Raw genomic sequence first — 21,115 nt, 5'->3', positions numbered from 1 at the left:
TCCCGGGGACATCGGCGGCCACCACCGGCCGCACCAGGAAGAGGAGAAGCCGGCATGGCGATTCAGCGGATGGACAACGTCGGCATCGTCGTCGAGGACATGGACGCCGCCATCGCGTACTTCGTGGAACTCGGGATGGAGCTGGAGGGCACGGCGGAGGTCGGCGGCCTCGTCGCCGACCGGTGCACCGGACTCGACGGCGTCCGGTGTGACATCGCCATGCTGCGGACCCCGGACGGGCACAGCCGGCTCGAACTGTGCGCGTACCGCAGTCCCGCCGTCATCGGCACCGGGCCGCGCGACCGGCCGCACAACGTGCTCGGCACGCACCGCGTCATGTTCGCCGTCGACGACATCGAGGACACCGTCGCCCGTCTGCGCCCCCACGGCGCCGAGCTCCTCGGCGAGATCGCCCGGTTCGAGGACAGCTACCTGCTCTGCTACGTCCGCGGTCCGGAAGGCATCATCGTCGGCCTGGCCGAGCAACTGCACCGAGGGTGAGCGGGCGGGGCCGGCAGGCGGTGAGAGGGCACCGGGCCCGGAAGCACAAGGTCGGCAGGTCCTACCGGTTGCGCCCGGAGGTGGGGTACCCCTGGAAGGCGCCCCCGGTCGAGGGGCGGTCATTCCCCGGGAAGGAGACCTGCCGTGGACGGTTGGTTCGTGGACGACCGGTGCTTCAACTGCGATGTCGCGCGACAGCTCGCGCCCGATCTGATCGGCGAGGCCGACGGACGGTCCACGATCCTGCGCCCGCCGCGCGACGAAGAGGAGACGCGGCGCTTGCACGCGGCCGTCTTCGCCTGTCCCACCCGCTCGATCCGCCCCGCCTCCGGACGGCCCGACCGCCGGCTCGACCCCTTTCCCATGGCCCTGGACGCCGGGGTCCTGTTGTGCGGCCACAACTCGCAGCACACCGCCGGGGCCAATTCCTACCTGCTCCTGCGGCCCTCCGGCACGGTGATGATGGTCGACACCCCGCGCTGGAGCACCGCTCTCGCCGCGCGGTACACGGCGTGGGGCCCGGTCACCGACGTGCTGCTCACCCACCGCGACCACGCCGCCCACGGCCGCCGCTACGCGGATCATTTCGGGGCCCGGCTGTGGATCCACGAGGGTGATCTCGACGCCGCCCCGGACGCGGACCGGGTGATCCGGGGTCTGGAACCCGTGGAGATCGGCGAAGGGGTCACCGTCCACCCGCTGCCCGGCCACACGCGGGGCAGCGTGCTCTACCTCGCGGACGACCGGTACTGCTTCAGCGGGGACAGCTTCTACTGGTCGCGCACCACCGGCGATCTCGAAGTCGCGGAGAGCGTGATCTGGTACTCCATCGAGGAGTTGGCCGCCTCCCTGGACAGGACAGCCGGACGGCTCCGATTCGAATGGGTCCTGCCGGGCCACGGCGACCGCCGCCGGCTGCCGGCCGACCAGATGTCCCGGCGGTTGACGTCGCTGGTGGAGCGCACCCGCCGGGCGCGGCCCCGGCCGGTCGATTTCACCGCGCTGCGCTGGTGAGGGCGCGGCCGCGCGTACGGAGCGGGCCGCGAACCGCGGGGGCTACGGCAGGCGTGCTTCCTCGGCGCTGGGCACCATCTGGAAGAGGTCCCCGGCGCCGGTCAGGTCGAAGAGCCGGTTGAGGCGGTGCGGGGCCGGGCCGATCAGGACCAGGCGGCCCGAGCGGCGCAGGCGCAGCAGGAGGTTCAGGAGGGTGGAGTCGGCGAACTCCACGCCGGTGATGTCCAGGGCGATCCGCCGCACCGCCCTGTCGGCGAGGGCCGCGTCGGTGGCCTCCTGGAGGGGGCCGAGGGTTTCCTGGTCGAACTCGCCCGCGCACACGATCACCCGGACGCCGGCCTCGTCCGGCCGGATCTCCACCCGTGGCTCCATGAACCCGCACCCCCGTGTCCTGGCCGGTACGTCCAGGGTCCAGATGCCCACCCCGGGCGGCCCGCAACCGCCCGGCACCCGGGCCGGCCCGTCGGGGGTCCGGGCCGGCCGGGGGTGGCCACCGGGGCGCCGGACGCCCGCTAGGCGGCCTGGGGCTGGCGGAGTTCGGCGCGGCCGAAGAGGAGGGCCCAGCCTTCGGGCAGCCCGTCGAGGATGCGGTCCAGGAGCTCGGAGCCGGCGAGGCGGGCGACGACGGACAGGACCGCGCCCGTTTCCCAGCGGCTGGTGGCGGGGGTGGCGCCGCTCCGTGCGGCGAGGTCCTTGACGAAGCCCCATCCGGTCAGGGGCGTGGCGTCGGGAACCTGCGCGGTGAAGGGCAGGGCGGCCTCGACGGGCAGACGGTGTGCGAGGGCGACGCGCTCGTCTCCGGTGACCTGGCGGCCCAGGGCGGCCATGACCCGGTGGACGGCTTCCTCGGCTCGGTCCGCGGTGGGGTAGGCACCCTCGTAGCGGACGGTTTCCAGCATCTGGCGGTAGGTCATGCCCGGGGCCTGTCGCCGGAGTCCAGGCTGGTCGAACACGGCGGTGGTCCTTTCTCGGCTTCGGAGGGGCGACGCGGGCGGGCGGCGGCCCGGGTCGGGGCGGGGGCGGGTCGGGGGCGCGTCGGGTCAGGGCGGGGGCGCGTCGGGCTGCGGGCGGCCGAAGAGGGTGTCGTAGCCGGGTGGCAGCTGGAGCAGGAGCCGTTCGGTGAGCTCGTCGCCGGCGGCGTCGGCGACGACGCTGAGCACGGCGCCGACGTCCCACAGCGCGGTGGCCTGCGACGCCCCCTCGATCCATGCGGCGGTCGCGCGGACGAACCGCTCGGGGGTGAGCGGCTCGGCCGCCCGGAGCGGGTTGAGCAGGATCAGGGCGTAGGTCTCGGGCAGGCGGGCAGCGAGCTCGGCGCGTTCGGATCCGATCACGTGCGCGCCGAGGAGGGCCAGGACCACGCGTGCCGTGCGGTCCGCCTCGTCTCGGGTGTCGTACTCGCCGCGGTCCTGGACGTGGTCGAGGAACGCTTCCCAACGCAGCGTCATCGTGGGGACCTTCCTTCGCAGGAGGGGTCACTGGACGGGGTGCGCGGGCGCAGGACGGCGTGCCGGAGGGGAGGGGCGCCGTCCTGCGCCGCGCCGGGGTGGGGGCGGAAGGCTCAGGTGCTGATCTGCTTGCGGTCGGCACCGCCGGCGTTGATGCTGACCTTGCGGGGCTTGGCGCGCTCGGCGATCGGAATGCGCAGGGTCAGGACACCCGCCTCGTAATCGGCGACGATGCGCTCGGTGTCGAGGGTGTCGGCCAGCATGATCTGCCGGGAGAAGACGCCCAGGGGCCGCTCGGTGAGCTCCATCTGGATGTTCTCGGCCTTCGCCGTGGGCCGCCGTTCGGCCTTGACGGTGAGCTGGTTGCGCTCCACGTCGATGTCGATCGCGTCCGCGCTGACGCCCGGGAGATCGAAGGCGATCACGTACTCGTCGCCGGTGCGGTAGGCGTCCATCGGCATCACGGACGGCTTCGACCACGTGCCGGTCGTTCCCATCAGCTGCTGGGTGATCCGGTCGAGCTCGCGGAACGGGTCAGTGCGCATCAACATCGCGAAACACCTCCAGTTGGTTCGGGCAGAAACTGCCAATGCGCTTCAACGTGCTTCCGTTGTAACATGTCATCGAGACGATGACAAGCAAGATGTCGCTGGATGGATGACACGCTTGCGGGACTGGAGGAAGCATGACCGCAGCAGACAGGAAGGCCGCCCCATCCCCCGGGCCCGGCGGCGGGCCGGCTTCGCTGTTCGCCGCCGAGGCGGCCCTGGAGGCCATCGAGGGCGCCGTCCGCGAGGCCCGTCAGCCCCGGCCGGGCACCGTGGACCGAGGCCGGGACCGGGACCGGGACCGGAGCCAAGGCCGGGACGGGGAGGACGACGCACGGCGCGCCCTCGCCTGCCTGACGCTGCTGCGCGAGGTCCGCGAGGAACTCGCGGGCTGGGAAACCGGCCTGGTCGAAGCCGCGCGCGCGAACGGAGCCAGCTGGGCGGAACTCGCCGAGCCCCTCGGCGTCGCGAGCAGGCAGGCCGCCGAGCGCCGCTACCTGCGCCTGCGCCCCGGAGCCGCCGACTCCACCGGCGAGGAACGCGTCCAGGCCGTCCGGGACCAGCGCGCCGCCGACCGCAGCATCACCGCCTGGGCGCGCGCCAACGCCGCGCCGCTGCGACAGCTCGCCGGACAGATCACCGCCCTCGCCGACCTGCCCGCCGCCTCCGAGGGCCGCGTCGGCGACGTCACCGACGCCCTCGCCCACCACGACGCGGCCCGCCTCCTCGCCCCGCTCGACGCCATCCACCCCGATCTGCACACCGGCCACAGCGACCTGGCCGAGCGCATCGACGACATCCGCCGCGAGACCCGCCGCCTGCGGCACGACAGCAGCCAGCAGCGCGGCGGCTGAACCGGCCCCCGGTCCGCGACGGCCCGGTCACGGTGTGAAGAGGACCTTCACCGCCCCGTCCCGCTTCTTCTGGAACATGTCGTACGCGTCCGGCGCCTCCTCCAGGGGCATCCGGTGGGTGGCGAAGTCGTCCACGCCCAGCGGGTCCCCGTCGAGGAGGAGGGGAAGGATGTCGCCGACCCAGCGGTGCACGTTGGCCTGGCCCATGCGCAGCTGGATCTGCTTGTCGAACATGGTCAGCAGGGGCATCGGGTCGGCCGCACCGCCGTACACGCCGGAGACGGACACCGTGCCGCCCCGGCGGACCAGGTCGATGGCCGTGTGGAGGGCGGACAGCCGGTCGACTCCGGCGCGCTTCATCAGGGCGGCGGCGAGGGAGTCCGGCAGCAGGGTGGTCATGCCCTGGGCCGCGGCGGCCACGCGGCTTCCGTGGGCCTCCATGCCGACGGCGTCGATGACGGCGTCCGGGCCCCGGCCGCCGGTCAGGGGGAGGACGGCGTCCACGAGCCCGTCGGGTCCGCATGCGCGCAGGTCCAGGGTGTGGACGCCGCGTCGGCGGGCGCGTTCCAGGCGTTCGGGGACGAGGTCGATGCCGATGACCGTGCCGGCGCCCCGGTGGGCCGCGATGCGGCAGCTCATGTCGCCGATGGGGCCCAGTCCGATGACGGCGACGCTGCCGCCCGGCGGGACGTCCGCGTAGGCGACGGCCTGCCATGCCGTGGGCAGCACGTCGGAGAGGTAGACGAAGCGGTCGTCGGGGGGCCCGTCGGGAACCTTGACGGGCAGGGCGTCGCCGAACGGGACGCGCAGGTACTCGGCCTGGCCGCCCGGGACCTGCCCGTAGAGCTTGGTGTAGCCGAAGAGCGAGGCCCCGGTGCCGTGCTCGTGGACCTGGGTGGTCTCGCACTGCGAGTGCAGGCCCCGCCCGCACATGAAGCAGGTCCCGCACGAGACGTTGAACGGGACGACCACCCGGTCCCCGGGCCGCAGGCTCCGGACGTCCGGGCCGACCTCGGCGACGACGCCCATCGGCTCGTGCCCCAGGATGTCGCCCGGGTCGAGGAAGGCGCCGAGGACCTCGTAGAGGTGCAGGTCGGAGCCGCACAGGCCGGTACTCGTGATCTTGACGATCACGTCGTCGCCGTCCCGGATCGTCGGGTCGGGGACGGTGTCCACCCGTACGTCCCGCTTGCCGTGCCACGTCAGTGCCCGCATGGCCCCTCCTCGGTGGGGGTACGCGCCCGGCCGCGTGGTCCGCGCCCGTTCCTCGCGCGCTCGTCGGGCGCCTGCCCCCGGCCACCGCGGCGAACCGGAACGCGGTCCGCGCGACGGGGGGCGGCGGGCCAGGCGGGCCGGGCGGGCCAGGCGGGCGTCAGGCGAGGCCCGCCGCGATGGCGCGGCGGACGGCGTCGGCACGGTCGCGGATGCCCGCTTTGGCGAACAGGTTGTTGATGTGGGTCTTGACCGTGGCCTCGCTGACGAAGAGCCGCTGGGCGATGCCCCGGTTGGGCAGGCCCTCGCCGATCAGCGCGAGTACCTCGCACTCGCGGGGTGTGAGGTCCTCGGGCAGGGGCTGCGCGGGTGCGGGCGCCGTGATCCGGACGGTGGCGAGCAGGCGGTCCTGGACCTCGCGGTCCAGGACGGACTGGCCGGCGGCGGCCGCCCGGATCGCCCGGGCGATGTCCTGGCGTCCCGCGTTCTTGGTCAGGTAGCCGCGGGCTCCCGCGCCCAGGGCGCCCAGGATGGAATCGTCGTCGGCGAAGGTCGTCAGGACGACCACCGCCACCTGAGGGTGCTCCTCGGCCAGCCGGCTGGTCGCCTCGATGCCGTCCATGACGGGCATCCTCAGGTCCATCAGCACCACGTCCACCGGTCCGGCCGCGACGGCGGCCAGCACCTCGGCGCCGTTCGCCGCCGCCGCGACGACGTCGATGTCCTCGGTCAGGCCGAGCACCGCGGCGAGGGGCTCCCGTACGGCGGCCTGGTCATCGGCGACCACCACCTTCAGCCGCTGCGGTCCCGCTGCTGGTTCGGTCATTGCGGAATCACTGCCTCCACCTGCCAGTCCCCCCGGTGCGGGCCCTCGGCGACCGGGCCCGCGGTGAGCGTGCCGCCCAGCAGGGCGACGCGTTCGCGCATACCGATCAGCCCCATTCCGCTGCCGGCGCCCGTGGCCGGGCGCGCGCCCGACTTCCCGGGGGCGGGACGGTTCCCGACCCTCAGTGTGATCGATGCCGCGGCGAACGCCAGCTCCACCTCGACGGCTTCCCCTGGCGCGTGCCGGGCCGCGTTGGTCAGGGCCTCCTGGGCGATCCGCAGCAGGTTCTGGACCGCCTGCGCCGGGAGCTCGCGTACGGTCCCGGTGACGGTGAGCGCGTCGGGGTGGCCCGAGGACGTCAGCATCGCCGTCAGGCTCTCCAGCAGCGGCAGGGTGTCCTCGCGCAGCGCGTGCACGGTCCACTGCGCCTGCTTGAGGCTCTCCTTGACCAGGTCGTGGGCCTTGTCGTGCGCCTCCCGGACCTTGTCCATGTCACCGGTGGCGATCAGCGCGTCCGCCAGTTCCAGCTGCATGTTGATCCCGGCGAGCGAGTGCGCCAGTACGTCGTGCACGTCCCGGGCGATCCGGCCGCGCTCGCTCAGTACGGCGGTGCGGGCCTCGGCCCGGGCGGCGCGTTCGGCCGACGCCGCCGCCTCGATGGCCGCCCCCACGGCCCGGCGGTGGGTCCGGTTGACGATGCCGACCAGGACCGGCACGCCGGTGGCGAGCCCGAAGGCCCAGGTCAGCGGGTGCTCCCCCGGTCCGGGGCTCAGGTACAGCACGGCGGCGCAGAGCAGGCTGCACGTTCCGGCGAGGACGAGGGCCGGCCTGGTCTCCAGCCGGTATCCGATGTGGCCGGCGAGGAAGAAGGCGAAGAGGTAGCCCGTTCCGCTGCTGCTGACGCCGATCAGGGCGGCCGCCGCGACGATGCCGAGCGTGAGCCAGACGAGGGCGACGCGCGGCGGGACCCTGCGCTCGGGCAGGCGTCGGGCCAGCAGCGACGCCGCGTTGACCGCGAAGAGGGCGGCCACGGCCAGACCCCGGCCGCTCAGGCCCATGGGCCGGATGGTCGCGGCTCCCGCGACGATGACGGCGAGCGTGGCCACCCACTGCACGCGCGGGTCCTGTTCGGGGACGGGACGCGCTCCCGTCCCCCGTTCGGTGTCCGTCGCGGGGGGCGGGGCGCTGTGGTCTGCGGGCACGGGCTGAAGATACGGCACGGTCAGGCCGTACGGCCGAGGACGGCCGAGGAGCGGGTCACAGCGGTCCTGCGGCTGCGCAGGAAGATCGTCGCCACCCGGGTGACGACCTCGGTGAGCGCCATCAGCACGAAGGCCGCGACCCATGCCTGCTGGCTGGTGATGTGGTGCGCGAGGCTGAACCGGGCGACGGGCTCGGCGCCGCCGCCGTGCTCGACCCACGTCTGGAAGCCCATCCGCGCTCCCATGCCGACGACCCACAGGACCGCCGACACGGCGCCCGCCTTGATCAGGAGGTCTCCGTCGAGGGCGCGGATGCGGGTGTAGACGCCGCCCGCGATGCCGAGTGCGGCGCCGACGGCGGTGAGCGCCGCGATCAGGACGAGGTCGTTGCCCTCGGTGGGGACGGAGTCCAGGTACGAGTACGCCACGAAGGCCACGATCCCCAGCGGGAGCAAGAAGGTCTTGTGGTCGAGACGGCCTTCCCGCAGCTGCCGGAAGACGATCAGGATGAGCGCGATGTCGGTGATCCACTCGGTTGCTGTCATGTCCTCCAGACTGCTGCGGCGCGGCTTCCGGCACCTGGACCCAGGGGTGGAGACGGGGGTGGAGATCGGCTGCCGGCGGGTCCGCCCGCGCGCGGGGCGGTGGCGCGGCCGGCCGGGGCCGGCGGGGCGGGCTGGGGCTGGAGGCGCAGGTTCCGGCCGTCTGCCGGGTGTCGGCCACGGCCCGGAGCCGGTGGGGCCGGTGGGGCGGGTGGCCCGTTCTGTGCTCCGTGTGGGCCATGCCCGGACCCGGAGGGGCTGGCCCGGGGGCGGGTAGGGCAGGTGTGGAGCCGTGACAGAACACAGGAACCATCGATACGCCGTCGCCGTCGTCCACCACCACGGCCGCTGGCGGTGCACCCGGCTGGAGCGGACCGCCCTCACCGGCCTCGACGAGGCGATCTCCGCCGTGCGCGAAGCGGGAGCCGGCGGCGCGGACGCGGTGTTCGGCCTCCTGAACGCGGACGAGTCCTTCTTCCTGATCGTGCGCCCCACGCCCGCCGGGACGGACCTGATGCTGTCCGACGCGCGCGCCGCCGAGCGGCACACCCTGGCCGCCGAGGTCCTCGCCACCCTGCGCGCCGACCGGCCGGACCGGGACACGCCCGGTCCGTGGCCCGCCGGCGCCGTGGGCATCCTGGCCGATCTCGGCATCACCCCGGCCGACATGGCGACCCTCCTGCGGACCGGCCTCGTACCCGACGACCAGCTGCGGAGCCTGGCCGAGCGGGGCGGCTTCGCCGCCGAGTTCGCACAGGCCCGGCAGTAGCGGCCCGCTCTCCGGGGCGGGGTCCGCCGGGCACGGAGCGCGGTCCGGTCCCGGGCGGGGGGACCCTACAGCGTGCGCGCCGATGCGACGTCGTCGGCGATCCGGAAGACGCTGCGGGTCTCGGTGAGGTCCAGGACCCGGGCCAGTTGCGGGGGCACGGGACCGGCCACCACCAGCCGGCCCGTGCGCAGCACGCGCAGCATCAGGTTCAGGAAGGAGGAGTCGGCGTAGGTCAGCGCGGCGACGTCCAGGACGATGCGCCGCACCCCGGGATCGGCGCCGGCCGCCGAGCAGGCCGCTTCGAGCGGCCCGAGGGTGTCCAGGTCGAACTCGCCCGTGCAGCTGATCACGCGGGCCCCCTCCTGGTCGGGCATGACCCGTACCTGCTGTTCCACCCGCACTCCTCGACCTCATCCAGCGCGGCGCCGTCCGGCGCCGCGCCCACGGGTCAACGTACCCATGCCACGGCATCCGGGCACAACCCGCCTCCCCGATCCGGACCACCGGGCCCGCTCCCGCCGACCGCCGGGGGCCCGCACGCGCCTCGGCGGGCCGTGGCCGGTCCCCGTCGCGTGGCGGTGGCCCTCGGCGCGGCCGGCGGGTGCCGCCGTCATCGGACCGGTGCTCAGAACCCGTCCCGGGGAAGGCGATCGGGCTTGTGGCGCGTCTCTCGGTACCTCATCGTCCCCCACTGCCGGACCACCTAGTAATGTTCACCGGGCGCGCTCGCGCGGGGACTTGGCGGTGGTGGGGGGCTGGAGCCGCGGTGCGCGTGCTGCGGTCCACGAGGGCCGGGTCGCGGTCGCGTCCCGTGCGATGTCCACGACGGCGTGCCTCCCGGTGGCGATCGGCCCGCCCGGATCGGCACCGGGCTCACCGAGACCAGACCAGCGAGAGAGCCCCCCATATGCCTGACACAGCCGGATCCCGTCGGCGCACCGCGATCGTCGTCGGCGCGAGCGTCAGCGGCTTGTTCGCCGCAGCCGTCCTGGCCGACTTCGCGGACGTCACGGTCATCGAGCGCGACACGCTGCCCGCCGGCCCCGAAGCCCGGCCGGGAGTGCCCCAGGCGCGCCACGCCCATCTCGTATGGAGCGGCGGCGTACGGGCCTTCGAGGAACTCCTGCCCGGTTTCACCGATGACGTCGTCGCCCGGGGCGGGCGCCTGCTGCACATCATGGGCGACATGGTCTCGCGGGCCCCGAACGAGGTCTGGTTCCGCCGGTTCACCTCCACCCGGCACCACAATCTGGTGTGCTCCAGGAACTTGCTCGACCACGCCCTGCGCGAGCGCGTCCTGCGCGACCCGCGCATCAGCCTCGACGAGAACGCCGTGGTCGGGGGCCTCGTCGGTGACGCCGGCCGGGTCAGCGGCATCCGCGTGCGGAACGGCTCCGGGGGGCGGACCCTCTCCGCCGACCTGGTCATCGACGCCTCGGGCCGCGGCTCCCGCGCTCCCGGGTGGCTGGAGGAGCTCGGGCTGCCCCGCGTCACCGAACGGCAGGTGGACGCGGGAGTGGCGTACGCGACGCGCCTCTACCGGGCCCCCGCCGCCACGGTCGGCACCTTCCCGATCGTCAACGTACAGGCCGTACCGTCGGGCGCCGCCCCCGGGCGGGGCGGCATCATCCTCCCCGTCGAGGACGGCCGGTGGATGGTCACGCTCTCCGGCACCCGCGGGGGCGAGCCCACCAAGGACGCCGACGAGTTCCTCGGCTTCGCGGGCGGCCTCGCGGATCCCGTCATCGGCGACCTCATCAAGGGAGCGGAGCCGCTGGGCGGGGTCGTCACCACGCGCAGTACCGCCAACCGGCGCCGCTACTACGAGCAGATGCGGTCCTGGCCGGACGGCTTCGCCGTGCTCGGGGACGCCATAGCCGGATTCAACCCCGTGTACGGTCACGGGCTCACGGTGGCGGCCCAGTGCGCGGTCGCCCTCCGTACGGTCCTGCGCTCGACGGCCATCACCGCCCCGGGTGCGGCGCGCCGCATCCAGCGGGCCGCGGCCCGCCCCGTGGCCGGGGCGTGGGACCTGGCCGTCGCCCAGGACGCGACCTATCCGGGTGCCACCGACACCCCGCCGACGGCCGTCGAGAAGTTCCTCGCCCGCTACGTCGACCGCGCGGTGACCACCGGAGCGCGCAATCCCACGGCCCTCGGTCACCTCCTGGACGTGATGAGCCTCTCCAGGCCCGCGACCCGCCTCTTCGCCCCGGCCATGCTGCTCGCGATGGCGTTCGGCCCGAAGGCCCCCCATCTGCCGGGGCCGCCGCTGAGCGCGGCGGAGCGAGAGAACGCCCGGTTGTAGGGGGTCCAGCGGCGCCGGGGCGGCCGGGCGGCCGGGCGGCCGCCGGGGCTTCGGACGGGGCCCTGGCGGCCGGTCAGTTCCGCTTCCGTGGCCCCCGGCCGAGCGCCGCGGCCCGGACGTGCTCCTCGTGTGCGCCGAGGAGGCGCTCGGCCGCTACGCCGCTGATGCGCAGGCCCGTGCTGAGGGTTTGCAGGAGGAAGCACCGGAGCAGCTCGGGGTCGGCGGGCAGGTGCAGCTCTTCCGCCGCCGGCCGAGTGGTGTGCGGGGGAGTCGCGGGGGCCGCGTGGACGGCCACCTGCTCCGCGAGCTCGCGCAGTGCGTCCGACAGGGCCCTGGCCCGGCGGGGGTGCTCGGCGCGCGGGTCGCCCTTCGGGGCGGACGGGGCCGCGGGGGCTCCGCCTCGATGCAGGTCGTAGCCGCGACGCCCCGCCCGGTGCAGGGTGGCGATGACGGTCTCGGCCAGCGGTTCGAGGAGCGGTTCCCGGCGTCGGGCGTGCTCCGCGAGGTGGCACAACGCCGCGTGGAGCGAGCCGGTCCGGTGCGCCCACTGCATGTCCCGTCGGGCAGGGTCCGTCGCGTCCGGGGCGGGCAGCTCGGCGAGCAGGGCGTGCACCTGGTCCAGGACGTGGCGGAGCGCCGGCGCGGGCGCTGACGCGTCGGCGGGTTCGTCCGCGGTCAGGGCGTCCCGGGTGTCCTGCGCGGCGCCGTGCGCGATGCACGGCAGGGCCGTGCACCGCGCGGTCATGGTGATCGTCGTACGGCCGACTTCGTTCCTGCTGTAGATCGTGGTGATGCCGTCGTAGTTGGCGAAGGGGCGCAGCCGGCACGGGACCCTCTCCCCCAGTTCGACCATGAGCCCGAGTTCCAGCGTGTCGGCCTCGCTCCCGGCGACGCTCCTCGTCGGCCAGCTCCCCGAGACGGTGTGATGGACGGCGCAGGGAACGCCGTGGCCGTCGTACTCGATCCGCGCGGCCGCTGCCGGGGACGCACTCATCCGTCCACGCCCGGAGCCGTCGCGGTCCCGGCCCTCAGCCGCGACGCTCCGCCGGACGCCACCGGCGGCACCCGAGTCCCGTCACCTGCACCAACGTTCATCCGCCGAACCTTTGCTGACGCCCAATCACCCTGCGGCCCCACACTACGTCGCCCGCGACCGGCCCTGTTTTCCGGGCCGCCGGCGCGGTCGGTTTCTTGTGGATCCCTTCGGTTCCATGATCTAGTTACAGGCCCAGGTCACGGACCGGTCCGGACCGCATGTTTCCTTTCCGTCCTGCCTGGAGGGCTTGTGAGCGACGGGTACGGACCCGGGCGAACCGGACCGGCGGGGACCGGCGGGGACTGCCGCCGCATCCGGAGACGGAGCTGAGGGCCTTCGCGGACGCGATCACGAGCGGGCGGGCCGTGACCCCGCAGACCTGATCTGACCTGACCTGATCTGACCTGATCTGACCTGATCTGATGTGCCCTGACCTGAACTGAGCCTCAGTCACAGGAAGCGGCGCGCGGCGAGCCGGCTTCCCGACCCATCGGAAGGAACGCGGAGTGCGGGCATTACGGACGAGCGGACGGCAGGTCGCCGACCTTCGCGAGGAACGACGCGCGGCGTTCGGCGGACTGCCCGGCAGGGGCTGCGGAGCATGACCGGATCCGACTACTACGTACCCGCCGTCCTCGCGGCGATCGCGCTGGCGGTCAAGTCGCCCTCGTTCTGGCGGACCTGGCACTCGCCGATGTCGAAATCGATCTTCGTGATCCTCGCGTCCTCGACCGCCGTGTTCCTGTTCAGCGCACCCCCGACGGTCGAGCGGGTCAACCGCGTCACGGGTGTCCCCAACATATCGGCGCCCCTCGTCTACTGCATTCTGACGTGCCTGTCGTGCGCCTCACTGGTGCTCGTCATCCACTGGCGCGGAGGCCCCGAGGAAACCCTCCGGCGGCACACCAGGATGTGGATCGCGGCGACGGCCGCCGTGGTCGCGACCTTGTGCCTGCTGTTCGCGCTCAGCGACGTACCCGTCGAGCAGCAACGCTCCTTCGACACCTTCTACGCGAACACCCCGTACGTGCGCGAGATGATCGTGCTCTACCTGGGGGCCCACACCGCCACGAGTCTCGTGGTGGCGGCGAAGTGCTGGCGATGGGCCCGTGAACTGCGAGCACTCCAGGCGGCCTGGACCCACTGGGGCCTGCTGATCCTCGTCTCCGCGTTCGTCATCACCGTGGCGTTCGCCCTGCTCAAGTTGCTGGCCATCGGCGCCCGCTGGGCCGGTACCAGCGCCTGGGACCCGCTCAGCACCGAGGTCGCCCCTGCCCTGGCCGGACTGGGCGTGGGCGTGACCACCGTCGGGTTCCTGCTGCCGGTCGTCGGGCCGCGCCTGGAGTCGATGTGGGTGTCCTGGCGGGCCTACCGGGCGATGGAGCCCCTATGGCGCGCTCTCGAACCGTTCGCGGGGCGCGGGAAGCGCATGCCGATCCATCCGACGTCGTCGCTGGAGTTCCGGGCCATGGCCAGGTCCACCGAGATCGCCGACCGGCTGCTCAATCTGGCGCCCCACCTGGACGGCCGCCAGCGCGAGCTGGCCGAGCGCTACGCCTCCGCGCACGGGTGCACGCCGGACGCCGCCGTCGTCTTCGCCGAAGCGGCCACGATCCGGGCGGCCCTGCTCTCGGCGGAGGGCGTCGGTCCGCCGGCTTGCGGGCCGGCTTCCGCCGGTGTTGACAGGAGCGCCCCGATGCGCACCCAGGTCTCGGGGACGCAGGGACTCGCCCGGCTGAGCATCCAGTACTCCGAGATCTGCCGCTCGGAATTCCCGGTCGGCGTCACCCGGCCCGAGGGCGATTGATGAGGGCGGGCGGGCGCGCCGTAGGTGTGGGGATCGATGAGCGATATGCCGAGCGGCGGAATGCATGAGACGCCATACGGTCAGCCGTCGTGAATTCAGCCGGCTCAGGGCCATGACTCCCCAAGTAAGTCAAGACTTACCTTTTTGTGAATGCTGACCGTATGGTGTGGCTCGAATCGAAGGAGCCCTCTGTTGTCGCATATCGATGATCCCGCCGCGCGTGCGGTTGCGTCGGAGGGGGTTTATGTGTCCTCCCTCTACGACGTGCTCGCCGAGCGGCTTTCCGAGGCCCGAATGCACCGGGCCAATGAATTGAAGGCCCCGGCGCAAAGCACCGGAGAGGCGTACGAGAGGGAAATCGCCGCCGCGCGTCTGGCCGGGGAAATCAGCCGGCTGGAGGCCGCCGAAAAAGGCCTGGTCTTCGGACGCATCGACCGGGCTGACGGCACGGTCCTGCGCATCGGACGGATCGGGCTGCATACCGAGGAGGATGACCTTCCGCTGCTCGTGGACTGGCGCGCGAACGCGGCGCGGCCCTTCTACGAGGCGACGCCGGTCCACCCGATGGACCTGCGGCGGCGCCGGCACCTGCGCCTCGACCAGCGCACCGTCATCTCGGTGAGCGACGAACTGCTGGACGGGACCGCCCCGACCGACGAGGACGTCGTGGGGGACGGCCCGTTGACCGAGGCCCTGTGGGCACGGCGTACGGGCACGATGCGGGCGGCCGTCGCGACGCTACAGGCCGAGCAGGACGAGATCGTCCGCTCCGCCCACCGCGGGGTGACCGTGGTGCAGGGCGGACCCGGCACCGGCAAGACGGTGGTCGCCCTGCACCGGGCGGCCTACGTCCTGTACGCGTTCCCGCGCGCCGCGGAGCAGGGCGTGCTGGTGGTGGGCCCGAACTCCCGCTTCCTCGACTACATCTCGCAGGTCCTTCCCTCGCTCGGGGAGAACGACGTCGTGCTGGCGACCTGCCGGGAACTGGCCGGAGCGTCCACGGACACGGTGGACGCGGACACGGTAGACCCGGGCACGGGGAACCCGGGCACGGTGGACCCGGGCACGGGGAGCCCGGAATCGTTCGACACGGCGCGCCTGAAGGGCAGCTCCGACCTCGCCGACGCCCTGGCCGCCCTGCTGCGCCTCCACCAAGCCCCCGCAGGTGACTTCACCGTGCGGGCCGGGCGGGAAGCGGTGCACCTGTCCGACGGGGAGGTCGCCGCGGCACGCGACGCCGCCGTGGCGGCCGTACCGGGGCACAACCCCGCGCGCCGGGTGTTCAAAGAGCTCCTGGCCGACGCCGTCACCGAGGCGATGCGACGGGACATGGGGGACCTGCTGGAGCAGATCGACGCCGATACCGAAAGGATGACGGGCCTCGACCTGGACCGCTTCACGGGAGCCGCCGGGCGCCGCGTCGAGGGTGCGGCCGACTCGGCGCCGGCCCACGAGCTGGACCTGGACGCCATCCGGGCCGATCTCCTCGAAGACGCCGGCGTCGACCGGGCGGTCGAGGCGCTGTGGCCTCGGCTGGCACCCGGTGACCTGGTGAAAGCGCTCCTGACGGATGCCGGAGCGCTCGCCGAGCACCTGCCCCGCCTGACCGCGCAGGAGCGGTCCCTCCTGCTGCGCGGCCCGGACGACCCGTGGAGCGACGCCGACCTGCCGTTGCTGGACGAGGCGGCGAGCCTGGTGGACGGCCCTCCCGAGCGGACGTACGGGCACGTGGTCGTCGACGAGGCGCAGGAACTGACGGCCATGCAGTGGCGGATGATCGTACGCCGCTGCCCGGCGAGGGCGATGACGCTGGTGGGCGACTTCGCCCAGGCGGGCCCGGTCGCGACGGCACGCGACTGGAAGGAGGCACTGGGCCCCCACGTCGGACCCCGCTTCAAGCTGCACGACCTGACCGTCAGCTACCGCACCACGCGGGAGATCCTGGAGAGCGTCCGGGACCTGCTCGCGCGGATCGCCCCTGACCAGAAGCCCACGCGGTCGCTGCGCAGCGGTGAGGGCCCCCGTACGCTGACCACGCCTGCGGACGGGCTGGTCACCGCCGTCGTCGGGGAACTCCGCGCCCAGAGCGCCGCGCACCCGGGCGAGCTTCTGGGAGTGGTCTGCGCGGATGCCCGGGTGGGCGAGCTGACGGCCCGGGGCGTCGCGGAGCACGCGCGCATCGTGCCGGCGTCCGAAGCGCGCGGCCTGGAATTCGACGGGGTCGTCGTCATGGACCCCGAGGGAATCGCCTCGGCCCGCCCCGGTGGGGAAAGGGACTTGTACGTGGCCCTGACCCGGGCCACCAAGCGCCTCTGCACCATCACCGTCCAGCCCGGCTGACGGGGCACTAGCAGGGGGGCGACGAGCCCTTCTGGCCCTTGAGGTCGCGGTTGTACAGCCAGCCGGTGGCGTTCGTGCCGTCCACGCGGACGAACGTCCACTGGTTCCCGTACGAGTTGACGATGTAGCACTGGTACCAGAGCTTGGTGCCGTCCTTGACCAGGCCGCGCTGCGCACACTGCTGGTACGGCGCGGCCAGCAGGTGGTGGTCGCCGGAGATGTAGCCGTACGTGCCCGGCGCCGGGTCTTGGTGGGTCCAGCCCGCGCAGCCCGTCGGCGCGGGCTTCGGCTTGGCGGGGGCGGGCGAGGAACCCTTCGGGGAGGGCGAGGTGCCGGCCTTCTTCGAGGAGCTCGCGGACGGCTTCGGCGGGTGCGGGGAGGTGGAGTCCGAGGCGGACGGTGCCGGGGCGGGCGGTTCCGGCTGCCCGCCGGTGGCCGGGGAGCCGCCGGGCGCCGGAGCCGGGGCCGCCGCCCGCGCCCGGCCGGCGGTTGCATGGCCGCCCGAGGTCACGGCGTAGCCGACACCGCCGGCGGCGAGTACGGCGACGACCGCCACCGCCACCACGGCGCCGCGGCGGCGGCGCTGCGGCCGGTCCACGGCCGCCGGCGAGCCGGTCGGCGGGAAGCCGGGCGGCGGGAAGCCGGGGTGGGGGGCGGGGTGGGGGGCGGGGCCGTAGGGCTGCGGAAACGATCCGGCACCGGTGTCGAATCCGGTCGGCGGCGGCCCGAAGCCAGGAACGGGCGCAGCCGCAGGAGCCGCCGGAGCCGCCGCCGGGGGGACCGTACCGCCGCCGGCCGCCACCCGCTCCAGCATCGCGCGGGCTTGCTCGGCGGTGGGCCGGTGCGCCGGCTCCTTCGCCATCAGGGCGCGCAGCACCGGCGTGAGCGGCCCCGCGCGCCGGGGCTCGGGCAGCGGGTCGCCGACGATCGCGGCCAGCGTCGACCACACCGAGGTACGGCGGAACGGCGAGAGGCCTTCGACCGCCGCGTACAGGGTCATCCCGAGCGACCAGATGTCGGACGCCGGTCCGGGCTCCCTGCCCTGCGCGCGCTCGGGCGGCAGGTAGTCGAGCGAGCCGACCAGCTCGCCGCTGCGGGTCAGCTTCGCCATCGCGTCGTCACCGGCGGCATCGACGGTGGCGATGCCGAAGTCCGTGAGCACCACCCTGCCGTCCCGCTCCAGCAGCACGTTGCCCGGCTTCACGTCGCGGTGCAGGACGCCCGCGCGGTGCGCGGCGTCGAGCGCGTCCATGAGCTGGGCGCCGATCGCGGCGGCCTCGTACGGGTCGAGCGGCCCGCGCCGCGTCACCACCTCGTCGAGCGAGGGACCGTCGACGAGTTCCATGACGATGACGGGCAGACCCTGCTCGTGCGTCACGTCGTGCACGGTGACGACGCCGGCGTGCCGGATGCGCGCGGCGGCCCGCGCCTCACGCTCCATCCGGGTGCGCAGGCCGGCCAGTTCGGCGTCGCTGGAGTCGGTGTAGGCCCGCAGGACCTTGACGGCGACCTCGCGGGCGAGCAGTTCGTCGACGGCCCGCGCGACCACGCCCATGCCGCCGCGGCCGACCACGGAGGTCACGCGGTAGCGTCCCCCGAGCACCTTTCCGATCAGGTCCCGGTCGTTCGCTTCCCCCGCTTGACCCCCTGGCACCACATGCTCCGTTCCACGACCGGTCGTCAACCGGCCGTCCGTCCCGACTCCCTGACGGTGCCCAAGCGTAGAGGCACGATCCGCGGGCCCGCCGGGCGGCCGCCACCTGCGCTGCGGCGCCCGGCCGGGGCCGGAGCGTGTCCGCGTGCGGTTCAGTCGGCCGTCGGACGCCACCGGGAGGTCAGCCGCACCGCGCCGTGGGCGCCCCAGAGCCAGACGAGCAGTGCCACGGCCAGTGAGGTGGCGAGGACGGTGACGAGGACGGGCCGGGAGAGGGAGGCTCCGTCGGCGTACGCGCCCGTCGTCAGGGGGGTGGCCAGCCAGTAGTGGGTGGCCAGGCCGATCAGGGAGGCGGCCAGCAGCGGGACGAACAGGGTGAAGAACGCGGTGCTGAGGTAGATCGTCCGGTTTCCGGTGAGCACGCTCAGCGCGGTGATCCGGCGGCTGAAACGGACGAACTCCGCGAGGTTGGACACCACGATGGAGAGGGCGGTGACCAGCACCGCGAAGGCGCCGAAGAGCAGGACCCACAGCCCTTGCCGGTCGTCCATGGTGGCGGAGGCCAGCCAGGAACCGGCGATGGTCCCGACGGGCACGGCCATGCCGAGGTGCCGGTTCGCCGCCTCCTTCACCTCGGGGACGGAGATCTGCCGGCCCGGGTCTCCCACCAGCACGATGACGGCCCCCTTCGGGGTGGAGGCCTGCCGGGCGGACAGGCCCTGCCCGGGGGTGTCCCAGCTGTGCAGTTCCCTGACCCGTACGTCCGCGGTCCGCGGCTCCACCGGTGCCGCCTGCGGGGTGCAGGGCAGGGAGAGCCGTCGCAGGGCTGCGCAGGGGCCGTTGAGCTCGGCCGTTCCCTTGGCCCCGTCGACGCTCAGCCGCAGGGCCTCCACACCGGACGGCAGCGCCGCGAGGAACTCCGGCCGGATCGGCTTGTCGTCCCCCACTTCCACGAGGATCACGCTGGACCCGACCCGCTTCACCGTCTGTTGCGCTTGAACGGCGGGACCGGTGTTGCGGGTGACCCACAGCTGGGTCTGTCCGACGAGGACGAACGCGATGACGACCCCTGCGGTCAGCCGTACGGTGGCGCCCGGCCAGGCGGCGGCCCAGCGGCCGGAGACCAGGGCGCCCGAGCGTCCCGTACGGCGCCCCAGACGGGCCAGGGCGTGCCCGGCCGCGACCGCCACGAGGCCGGTCAGCGAGGGGAGGGTGAGGAGGGTGCCGCCCACGCCGGTCGCGTAGACCAGCAGGCGCACGGCCGGGTTCGGAGCCAGCGCGGGACCCTGGACGGCCAGGAACACCATGAAGGGGCAGAGGTAGGGCCACCATCGCGGCAGCCGAGTACGCACGAGGCGGGGCCGGGGCCCTTGGCCCCGGTCCTGCGGCGGGTGGACGAGGACGACGGACAGCAGGACGAGAGCGGCGGCCGCCGGCGGGGCTCCCGCCACCGCCCAGACCCAGCGGCGGGCATCGGCGACCGCGAGGGTGTAGCCGACCAGCGGCAGCCGGGTGTCCTGCGCCAGCACGCACAGGCTCAACCCGACCCCCAAGAGGGCGCCCACGGCGACCGGAAGGGCGGCCTCGCCGATGTTGATGACGGCGCGGGCGCGCCAGCCGCCGCCGAGCGCTCCCAGAAGTGCCGTGCGCTGATCACGCGCGTCGGATCCGGCCCGCGCACTCGACACGGCCAGGGCGGCGGCCGGCAGGGCGCCCATGAGGACGGCGATGACGAGGAGCAGACGGATGGGCTTGACGAAGAGGTTCTCGCCGATTCCGGACGGCGAGGGTGCCCCGAAGCGGACGACGGGCCACATCCTGGAGGTGTCCGTCGGCGTGTCCATGGGACGCACGTAGGCAAACCGCTCCCCCGGGCTGGCCAGCCCCTCCTCGGCTATGGTGCCGGCCACCGTGCCGTACCGGGTCTCGATGCCCTCGTCACGGCCCGCGGCGAGGAGGGCCGGCGAGAGGAGCGCCTGGCCGGGCCGGGGCCACTGCGCAACGCCGGGCGGCAGCGGGGCGTCGTCGCGCAGGGGGAGGACGTAGGCCACCTGGAACTGCAGGTCGTCCACGACGTCGAAGGCGGGCCGGTACAGCAGGGCGGCCGGGGCCGCCTGCGGTGGGCGCACCGGTGAACGGGCCGCGTCGCGAAGGTCGCGCCCCTCGTAGGAGGCGAGGACCAGCGTGATCGCGCAGAGCGCCAGGCTCGCGGCGAGCGTGGCGCACGCGAGCGCGACGAACCGCACCCGCCCGGCCGGGGCTTCGCGGGCGGCCGCCGCCCCGACCCGCATCAGCTGCCACCACAGGGGCGCACGGCGGCTCCTGGTCATGCCGTGCTCGCTGCCCGGAGGCGGCCGTCGGCCAGGTGCAGTACCCGGTCGGCGCGCCGGGCGACCTGCTCGTCGTGGGTAACGACCAGCAGGCCGCACCCCCAGCGGCCCGGCAGCTGGAACAGCAGGTCGGCGACGGCGTCGCGGTTCGCTTCGTCCAGCGCGCCCGTCGGCTCGTCCGCCAGCAGGAGCGCCGGCCTGTTGATCAGCGCACGGGCCACCGCGGTGCGCTGGCGTTCCCCGCCGGACAGCGTGCCGGTGGGGCGTTCGGCGCCCGGGACGCCCAGCTCCGCCAGCAACTTCGCGGCTCCGTCGTACACGTCCCGGCGCGCAGCGCCCGCGAGGAGGCCCGCCAGGGCCACGTTCTCCACCGGGGTGAGTTCTGGGAGCAGCTCGCCGAACTGGAAGACCACCCCGGTGTGGGCGCCCCGGTGGCGGGCCAGCTCGCGCCGCTTCATCCGGGTGATGTCCGCTCCGGCCACCCGCACGGCCCCCCGCGGTGTCACCAGGCCCAGGGCGCAGGAGATGAGGGTGCTCTTCCCGCTGCCGCTGGGGCCCATCACCGCGAGGGACTCGCCCACGGGGAGGCGGAGGTCGAGGCCGTCGAAGAGCGTGCGGTCGTCGACGGCGTAGTGCAGCGATCCGAACTCAAGTGCCGTCGAGACCCGCGCCCCCTGGGGTACGGCGTGCTTTCCCATGCTTCCCCGCTCGCTGGAATGGCGGT

20 protein-coding genes are annotated in these 21,115 nt (G+C 73.8%); 7 read left to right on the top strand and 13 right to left on the bottom strand.

Annotated features, from left to right (window positions below; genetic code table 11):
- Window positions 1–54 precede the first annotated feature (54 nt).
- Together ACFYYT_RS23945 and ACFYYT_RS23940 are read left to right on the top strand one after the other, a co-directional pair.
- A complete protein-coding gene (locus tag ACFYYT_RS23945; RefSeq protein WP_351818598.1) occupies window positions 55–501 on the top strand; it encodes a VOC family protein in 447 nt (148 codons plus the stop codon).
- A gap of 144 nt (window positions 502–645) precedes the next feature.
- Window positions 646–1,515: an MBL fold metallo-hydrolase gene (locus ACFYYT_RS23940; protein WP_351818601.1), complete on the top strand. Its 870-nt coding sequence runs from the start codon at window positions 646–648 to the stop codon at window positions 1,513–1,515.
- Between the two features lie 42 nt (window positions 1,516–1,557).
- Here the strand turns inward: ACFYYT_RS23940 and ACFYYT_RS23935 are convergent, their stop codons facing one another.
- The 4 genes from ACFYYT_RS23935 to ACFYYT_RS23920 form a co-directional block, all read right to left on the bottom strand.
- Complete coding sequence (locus tag ACFYYT_RS23935) at window positions 1,558–1,875, bottom strand: STAS domain-containing protein (RefSeq protein WP_351818603.1); 318 nt, start codon at window positions 1,873–1,875, stop codon at window positions 1,558–1,560.
- A 152-nt stretch (window positions 1,876–2,027) separates the two neighbouring features.
- Window positions 2,028–2,429 carry a DUF2267 domain-containing protein gene (locus tag ACFYYT_RS23930; RefSeq protein ID WP_351818606.1) on the bottom strand — a complete coding sequence of 134 codons (402 nt, stop codon included), beginning with the start codon at window positions 2,427–2,429 and terminating at the stop codon, window positions 2,028–2,030.
- Window positions 2,430–2,555: 126 nt separating this feature from the next.
- Window positions 2,556–2,963 carry a DUF2267 domain-containing protein gene (locus tag ACFYYT_RS23925; RefSeq protein WP_351818608.1) on the bottom strand — a complete coding sequence of 136 codons (408 nt, stop codon included), beginning with the start codon at window positions 2,961–2,963 and terminating at the stop codon, window positions 2,556–2,558.
- A gap of 113 nt (window positions 2,964–3,076) precedes the next feature.
- A complete protein-coding gene (locus ACFYYT_RS23920) occupies window positions 3,077–3,514 on the bottom strand; it encodes an Hsp20/alpha crystallin family protein (RefSeq protein WP_351818611.1) in 438 nt (145 codons plus the stop codon).
- Window positions 3,515–3,648: 134 nt separating this feature from the next.
- Between ACFYYT_RS23920 and ACFYYT_RS23915 the strand changes: the two genes are divergently transcribed.
- On the top strand, window positions 3,649–4,365 hold the full coding sequence (locus ACFYYT_RS23915; RefSeq protein WP_351818614.1) for a hypothetical protein: 717 nt from the start codon (window positions 3,649–3,651) through the stop codon (window positions 4,363–4,365).
- 27 nt (window positions 4,366–4,392) lie between these two features.
- Here ACFYYT_RS23915 and ACFYYT_RS23910 read toward each other — a convergent pair whose 3' ends face one another.
- The 4 genes from ACFYYT_RS23910 to ACFYYT_RS23895 all read right to left on the bottom strand — a co-directional run bounded on the left by ACFYYT_RS23910 (window position 4,393) and on the right by ACFYYT_RS23895 (window position 8,150).
- Entirely contained in the window at window positions 4,393–5,580 is a 1,188-nt protein-coding gene (locus tag ACFYYT_RS23910; protein ID WP_351818617.1) for a zinc-dependent alcohol dehydrogenase, read from the bottom strand.
- 157 nt (window positions 5,581–5,737) lie between these two features.
- The gene (locus ACFYYT_RS23905; RefSeq protein WP_351818620.1) at window positions 5,738–6,403 is read right to left on the bottom strand and encodes a response regulator transcription factor; all 666 of its coding nucleotides are present in this window, start codon (window positions 6,401–6,403) and stop codon (window positions 5,738–5,740) included.
- On the bottom strand, window positions 6,400–7,623 hold the full coding sequence (locus tag ACFYYT_RS23900; RefSeq protein WP_351818623.1) for a histidine kinase: 1,224 nt from the start codon (window positions 7,621–7,623) through the stop codon (window positions 6,400–6,402). The genes ACFYYT_RS23905 and ACFYYT_RS23900 overlap by 4 nt, the downstream gene beginning before the upstream one ends.
- A gap of 2 nt (window positions 7,624–7,625) precedes the next feature.
- Window positions 7,626–8,150, bottom strand: a complete 525-nt coding sequence (locus ACFYYT_RS23895; protein WP_351818626.1) for a hypothetical protein — start codon at window positions 8,148–8,150, stop codon at window positions 7,626–7,628.
- A 289-nt stretch (window positions 8,151–8,439) separates the two neighbouring features.
- On the opposite strand from ACFYYT_RS23895, the gene ACFYYT_RS23890 reads away from it, so the two are divergent.
- Complete coding sequence (locus ACFYYT_RS23890) at window positions 8,440–8,916, top strand: tRNA adenosine deaminase-associated protein (protein ID WP_351818629.1); 477 nt, start codon at window positions 8,440–8,442, stop codon at window positions 8,914–8,916.
- A 65-nt stretch (window positions 8,917–8,981) separates the two neighbouring features.
- Here the strand turns inward: ACFYYT_RS23890 and ACFYYT_RS23885 are convergent, their stop codons facing one another.
- Window positions 8,982–9,311 carry an STAS domain-containing protein gene (locus tag ACFYYT_RS23885; RefSeq protein WP_351818632.1) on the bottom strand — a complete coding sequence of 110 codons (330 nt, stop codon included), beginning with the start codon at window positions 9,309–9,311 and terminating at the stop codon, window positions 8,982–8,984.
- A gap of 512 nt (window positions 9,312–9,823) precedes the next feature.
- Here ACFYYT_RS23885 and ACFYYT_RS23880 point away from each other — a divergent pair.
- Window positions 9,824–11,224 (top strand): FAD-dependent monooxygenase, encoded by a 1,401-nt coding sequence (locus ACFYYT_RS23880; RefSeq protein ID WP_351818635.1) that lies wholly within the window; start codon window positions 9,824–9,826, stop codon window positions 11,222–11,224.
- 73 nt (window positions 11,225–11,297) lie between these two features.
- Here ACFYYT_RS23880 and ACFYYT_RS23875 read toward each other — a convergent pair whose 3' ends face one another.
- Complete coding sequence (locus tag ACFYYT_RS23875) at window positions 11,298–12,218, bottom strand: hypothetical protein (protein WP_351818638.1); 921 nt, start codon at window positions 12,216–12,218, stop codon at window positions 11,298–11,300.
- A gap of 643 nt (window positions 12,219–12,861) precedes the next feature.
- On the opposite strand from ACFYYT_RS23875, the gene ACFYYT_RS23870 reads away from it, so the two are divergent.
- Both ACFYYT_RS23870 and ACFYYT_RS23865 read left to right on the top strand, forming a co-directional pair.
- On the top strand, window positions 12,862–14,067 hold the full coding sequence (locus ACFYYT_RS23870; RefSeq protein ID WP_351818641.1) for an MAB_1171c family putative transporter: 1,206 nt from the start codon (window positions 12,862–12,864) through the stop codon (window positions 14,065–14,067).
- A 246-nt stretch (window positions 14,068–14,313) separates the two neighbouring features.
- Window positions 14,314–16,407, top strand: a complete 2,094-nt coding sequence (locus ACFYYT_RS23865; RefSeq protein ID WP_351818644.1) for an AAA family ATPase — start codon at window positions 14,314–14,316, stop codon at window positions 16,405–16,407.
- A 7-nt stretch (window positions 16,408–16,414) separates the two neighbouring features.
- On the opposite strand, the gene ACFYYT_RS23860 is transcribed toward ACFYYT_RS23865, so the two are convergent.
- From ACFYYT_RS23860 to ACFYYT_RS23850, 3 genes are all read right to left on the bottom strand, one after another.
- Entirely contained in the window at window positions 16,415–17,989 is a 1,575-nt protein-coding gene (locus tag ACFYYT_RS23860) for a serine/threonine-protein kinase (protein WP_351818646.1), read from the bottom strand.
- A 224-nt stretch (window positions 17,990–18,213) separates the two neighbouring features.
- The gene (locus ACFYYT_RS23855; protein ID WP_351818649.1) at window positions 18,214–20,391 is read right to left on the bottom strand and encodes an ABC transporter permease; all 2,178 of its coding nucleotides are present in this window, start codon (window positions 20,389–20,391) and stop codon (window positions 18,214–18,216) included.
- Entirely contained in the window at window positions 20,388–21,089 is a 702-nt protein-coding gene (locus tag ACFYYT_RS23850; protein WP_351818652.1) for an ATP-binding cassette domain-containing protein, read from the bottom strand. Before ACFYYT_RS23850 ends, ACFYYT_RS23855 begins: the two co-directional genes overlap by 4 nt.
- Window positions 21,090–21,115 lie beyond the last annotated feature (26 nt).

This window comes from Streptomyces sp. NPDC002032, from assembly GCF_042890765.1.
Classification (GTDB): Bacteria; Actinomycetota; Actinomycetes; order Streptomycetales; family Streptomycetaceae; genus Streptomyces.
Note: the sequence above shows the minus strand (reverse complement) of the source record. Positions and strands in the feature narration are given on the sequence as shown.

Coding starts and splice junctions, on each gene's coding strand:
- ACFYYT_RS23945 (WP_351818598.1), top strand. CDS start 55: ATGGCGATTCAGCGGATGGACAACGTCGGCATCGTCGTCGAGGACATG.
- ACFYYT_RS23930 (WP_351818606.1), bottom strand. CDS start 2,429: ATGACCTACCGCCAGATGCTGGAAACCGTCCGCTACGAGGGTGCCTAC.
- ACFYYT_RS23925 (WP_351818608.1), bottom strand. CDS start 2,963: ATGACGCTGCGTTGGGAAGCGTTCCTCGACCACGTCCAGGACCGCGGC.
- ACFYYT_RS23920 (WP_351818611.1), bottom strand. CDS start 3,514: ATGTTGATGCGCACTGACCCGTTCCGCGAGCTCGACCGGATCACCCAG.
- ACFYYT_RS23915 (WP_351818614.1), top strand. CDS start 3,649: ATGACCGCAGCAGACAGGAAGGCCGCCCCATCCCCCGGGCCCGGCGGC.
- ACFYYT_RS23910 (WP_351818617.1), bottom strand. CDS start 5,580: ATGCGGGCACTGACGTGGCACGGCAAGCGGGACGTACGGGTGGACACC.
- ACFYYT_RS23905 (WP_351818620.1), bottom strand. CDS start 6,403: ATGACCGAACCAGCAGCGGGACCGCAGCGGCTGAAGGTGGTGGTCGCC.
- ACFYYT_RS23895 (WP_351818626.1), bottom strand. CDS start 8,150: ATGACAGCAACCGAGTGGATCACCGACATCGCGCTCATCCTGATCGTC.
- ACFYYT_RS23880 (WP_351818635.1), top strand. CDS start 9,824: ATGCCTGACACAGCCGGATCCCGTCGGCGCACCGCGATCGTCGTCGGC.
- ACFYYT_RS23875 (WP_351818638.1), bottom strand. CDS start 12,218: ATGAGTGCGTCCCCGGCAGCGGCCGCGCGGATCGAGTACGACGGCCAC.
- ACFYYT_RS23870 (WP_351818641.1), top strand. CDS start 12,862: ATGACCGGATCCGACTACTACGTACCCGCCGTCCTCGCGGCGATCGCG.
- ACFYYT_RS23855 (WP_351818649.1), bottom strand. CDS start 20,391: ATGACCAGGAGCCGCCGTGCGCCCCTGTGGTGGCAGCTGATGCGGGTC.
- ACFYYT_RS23850 (WP_351818652.1), bottom strand. CDS start 21,089: ATGGGAAAGCACGCCGTACCCCAGGGGGCGCGGGTCTCGACGGCACTT.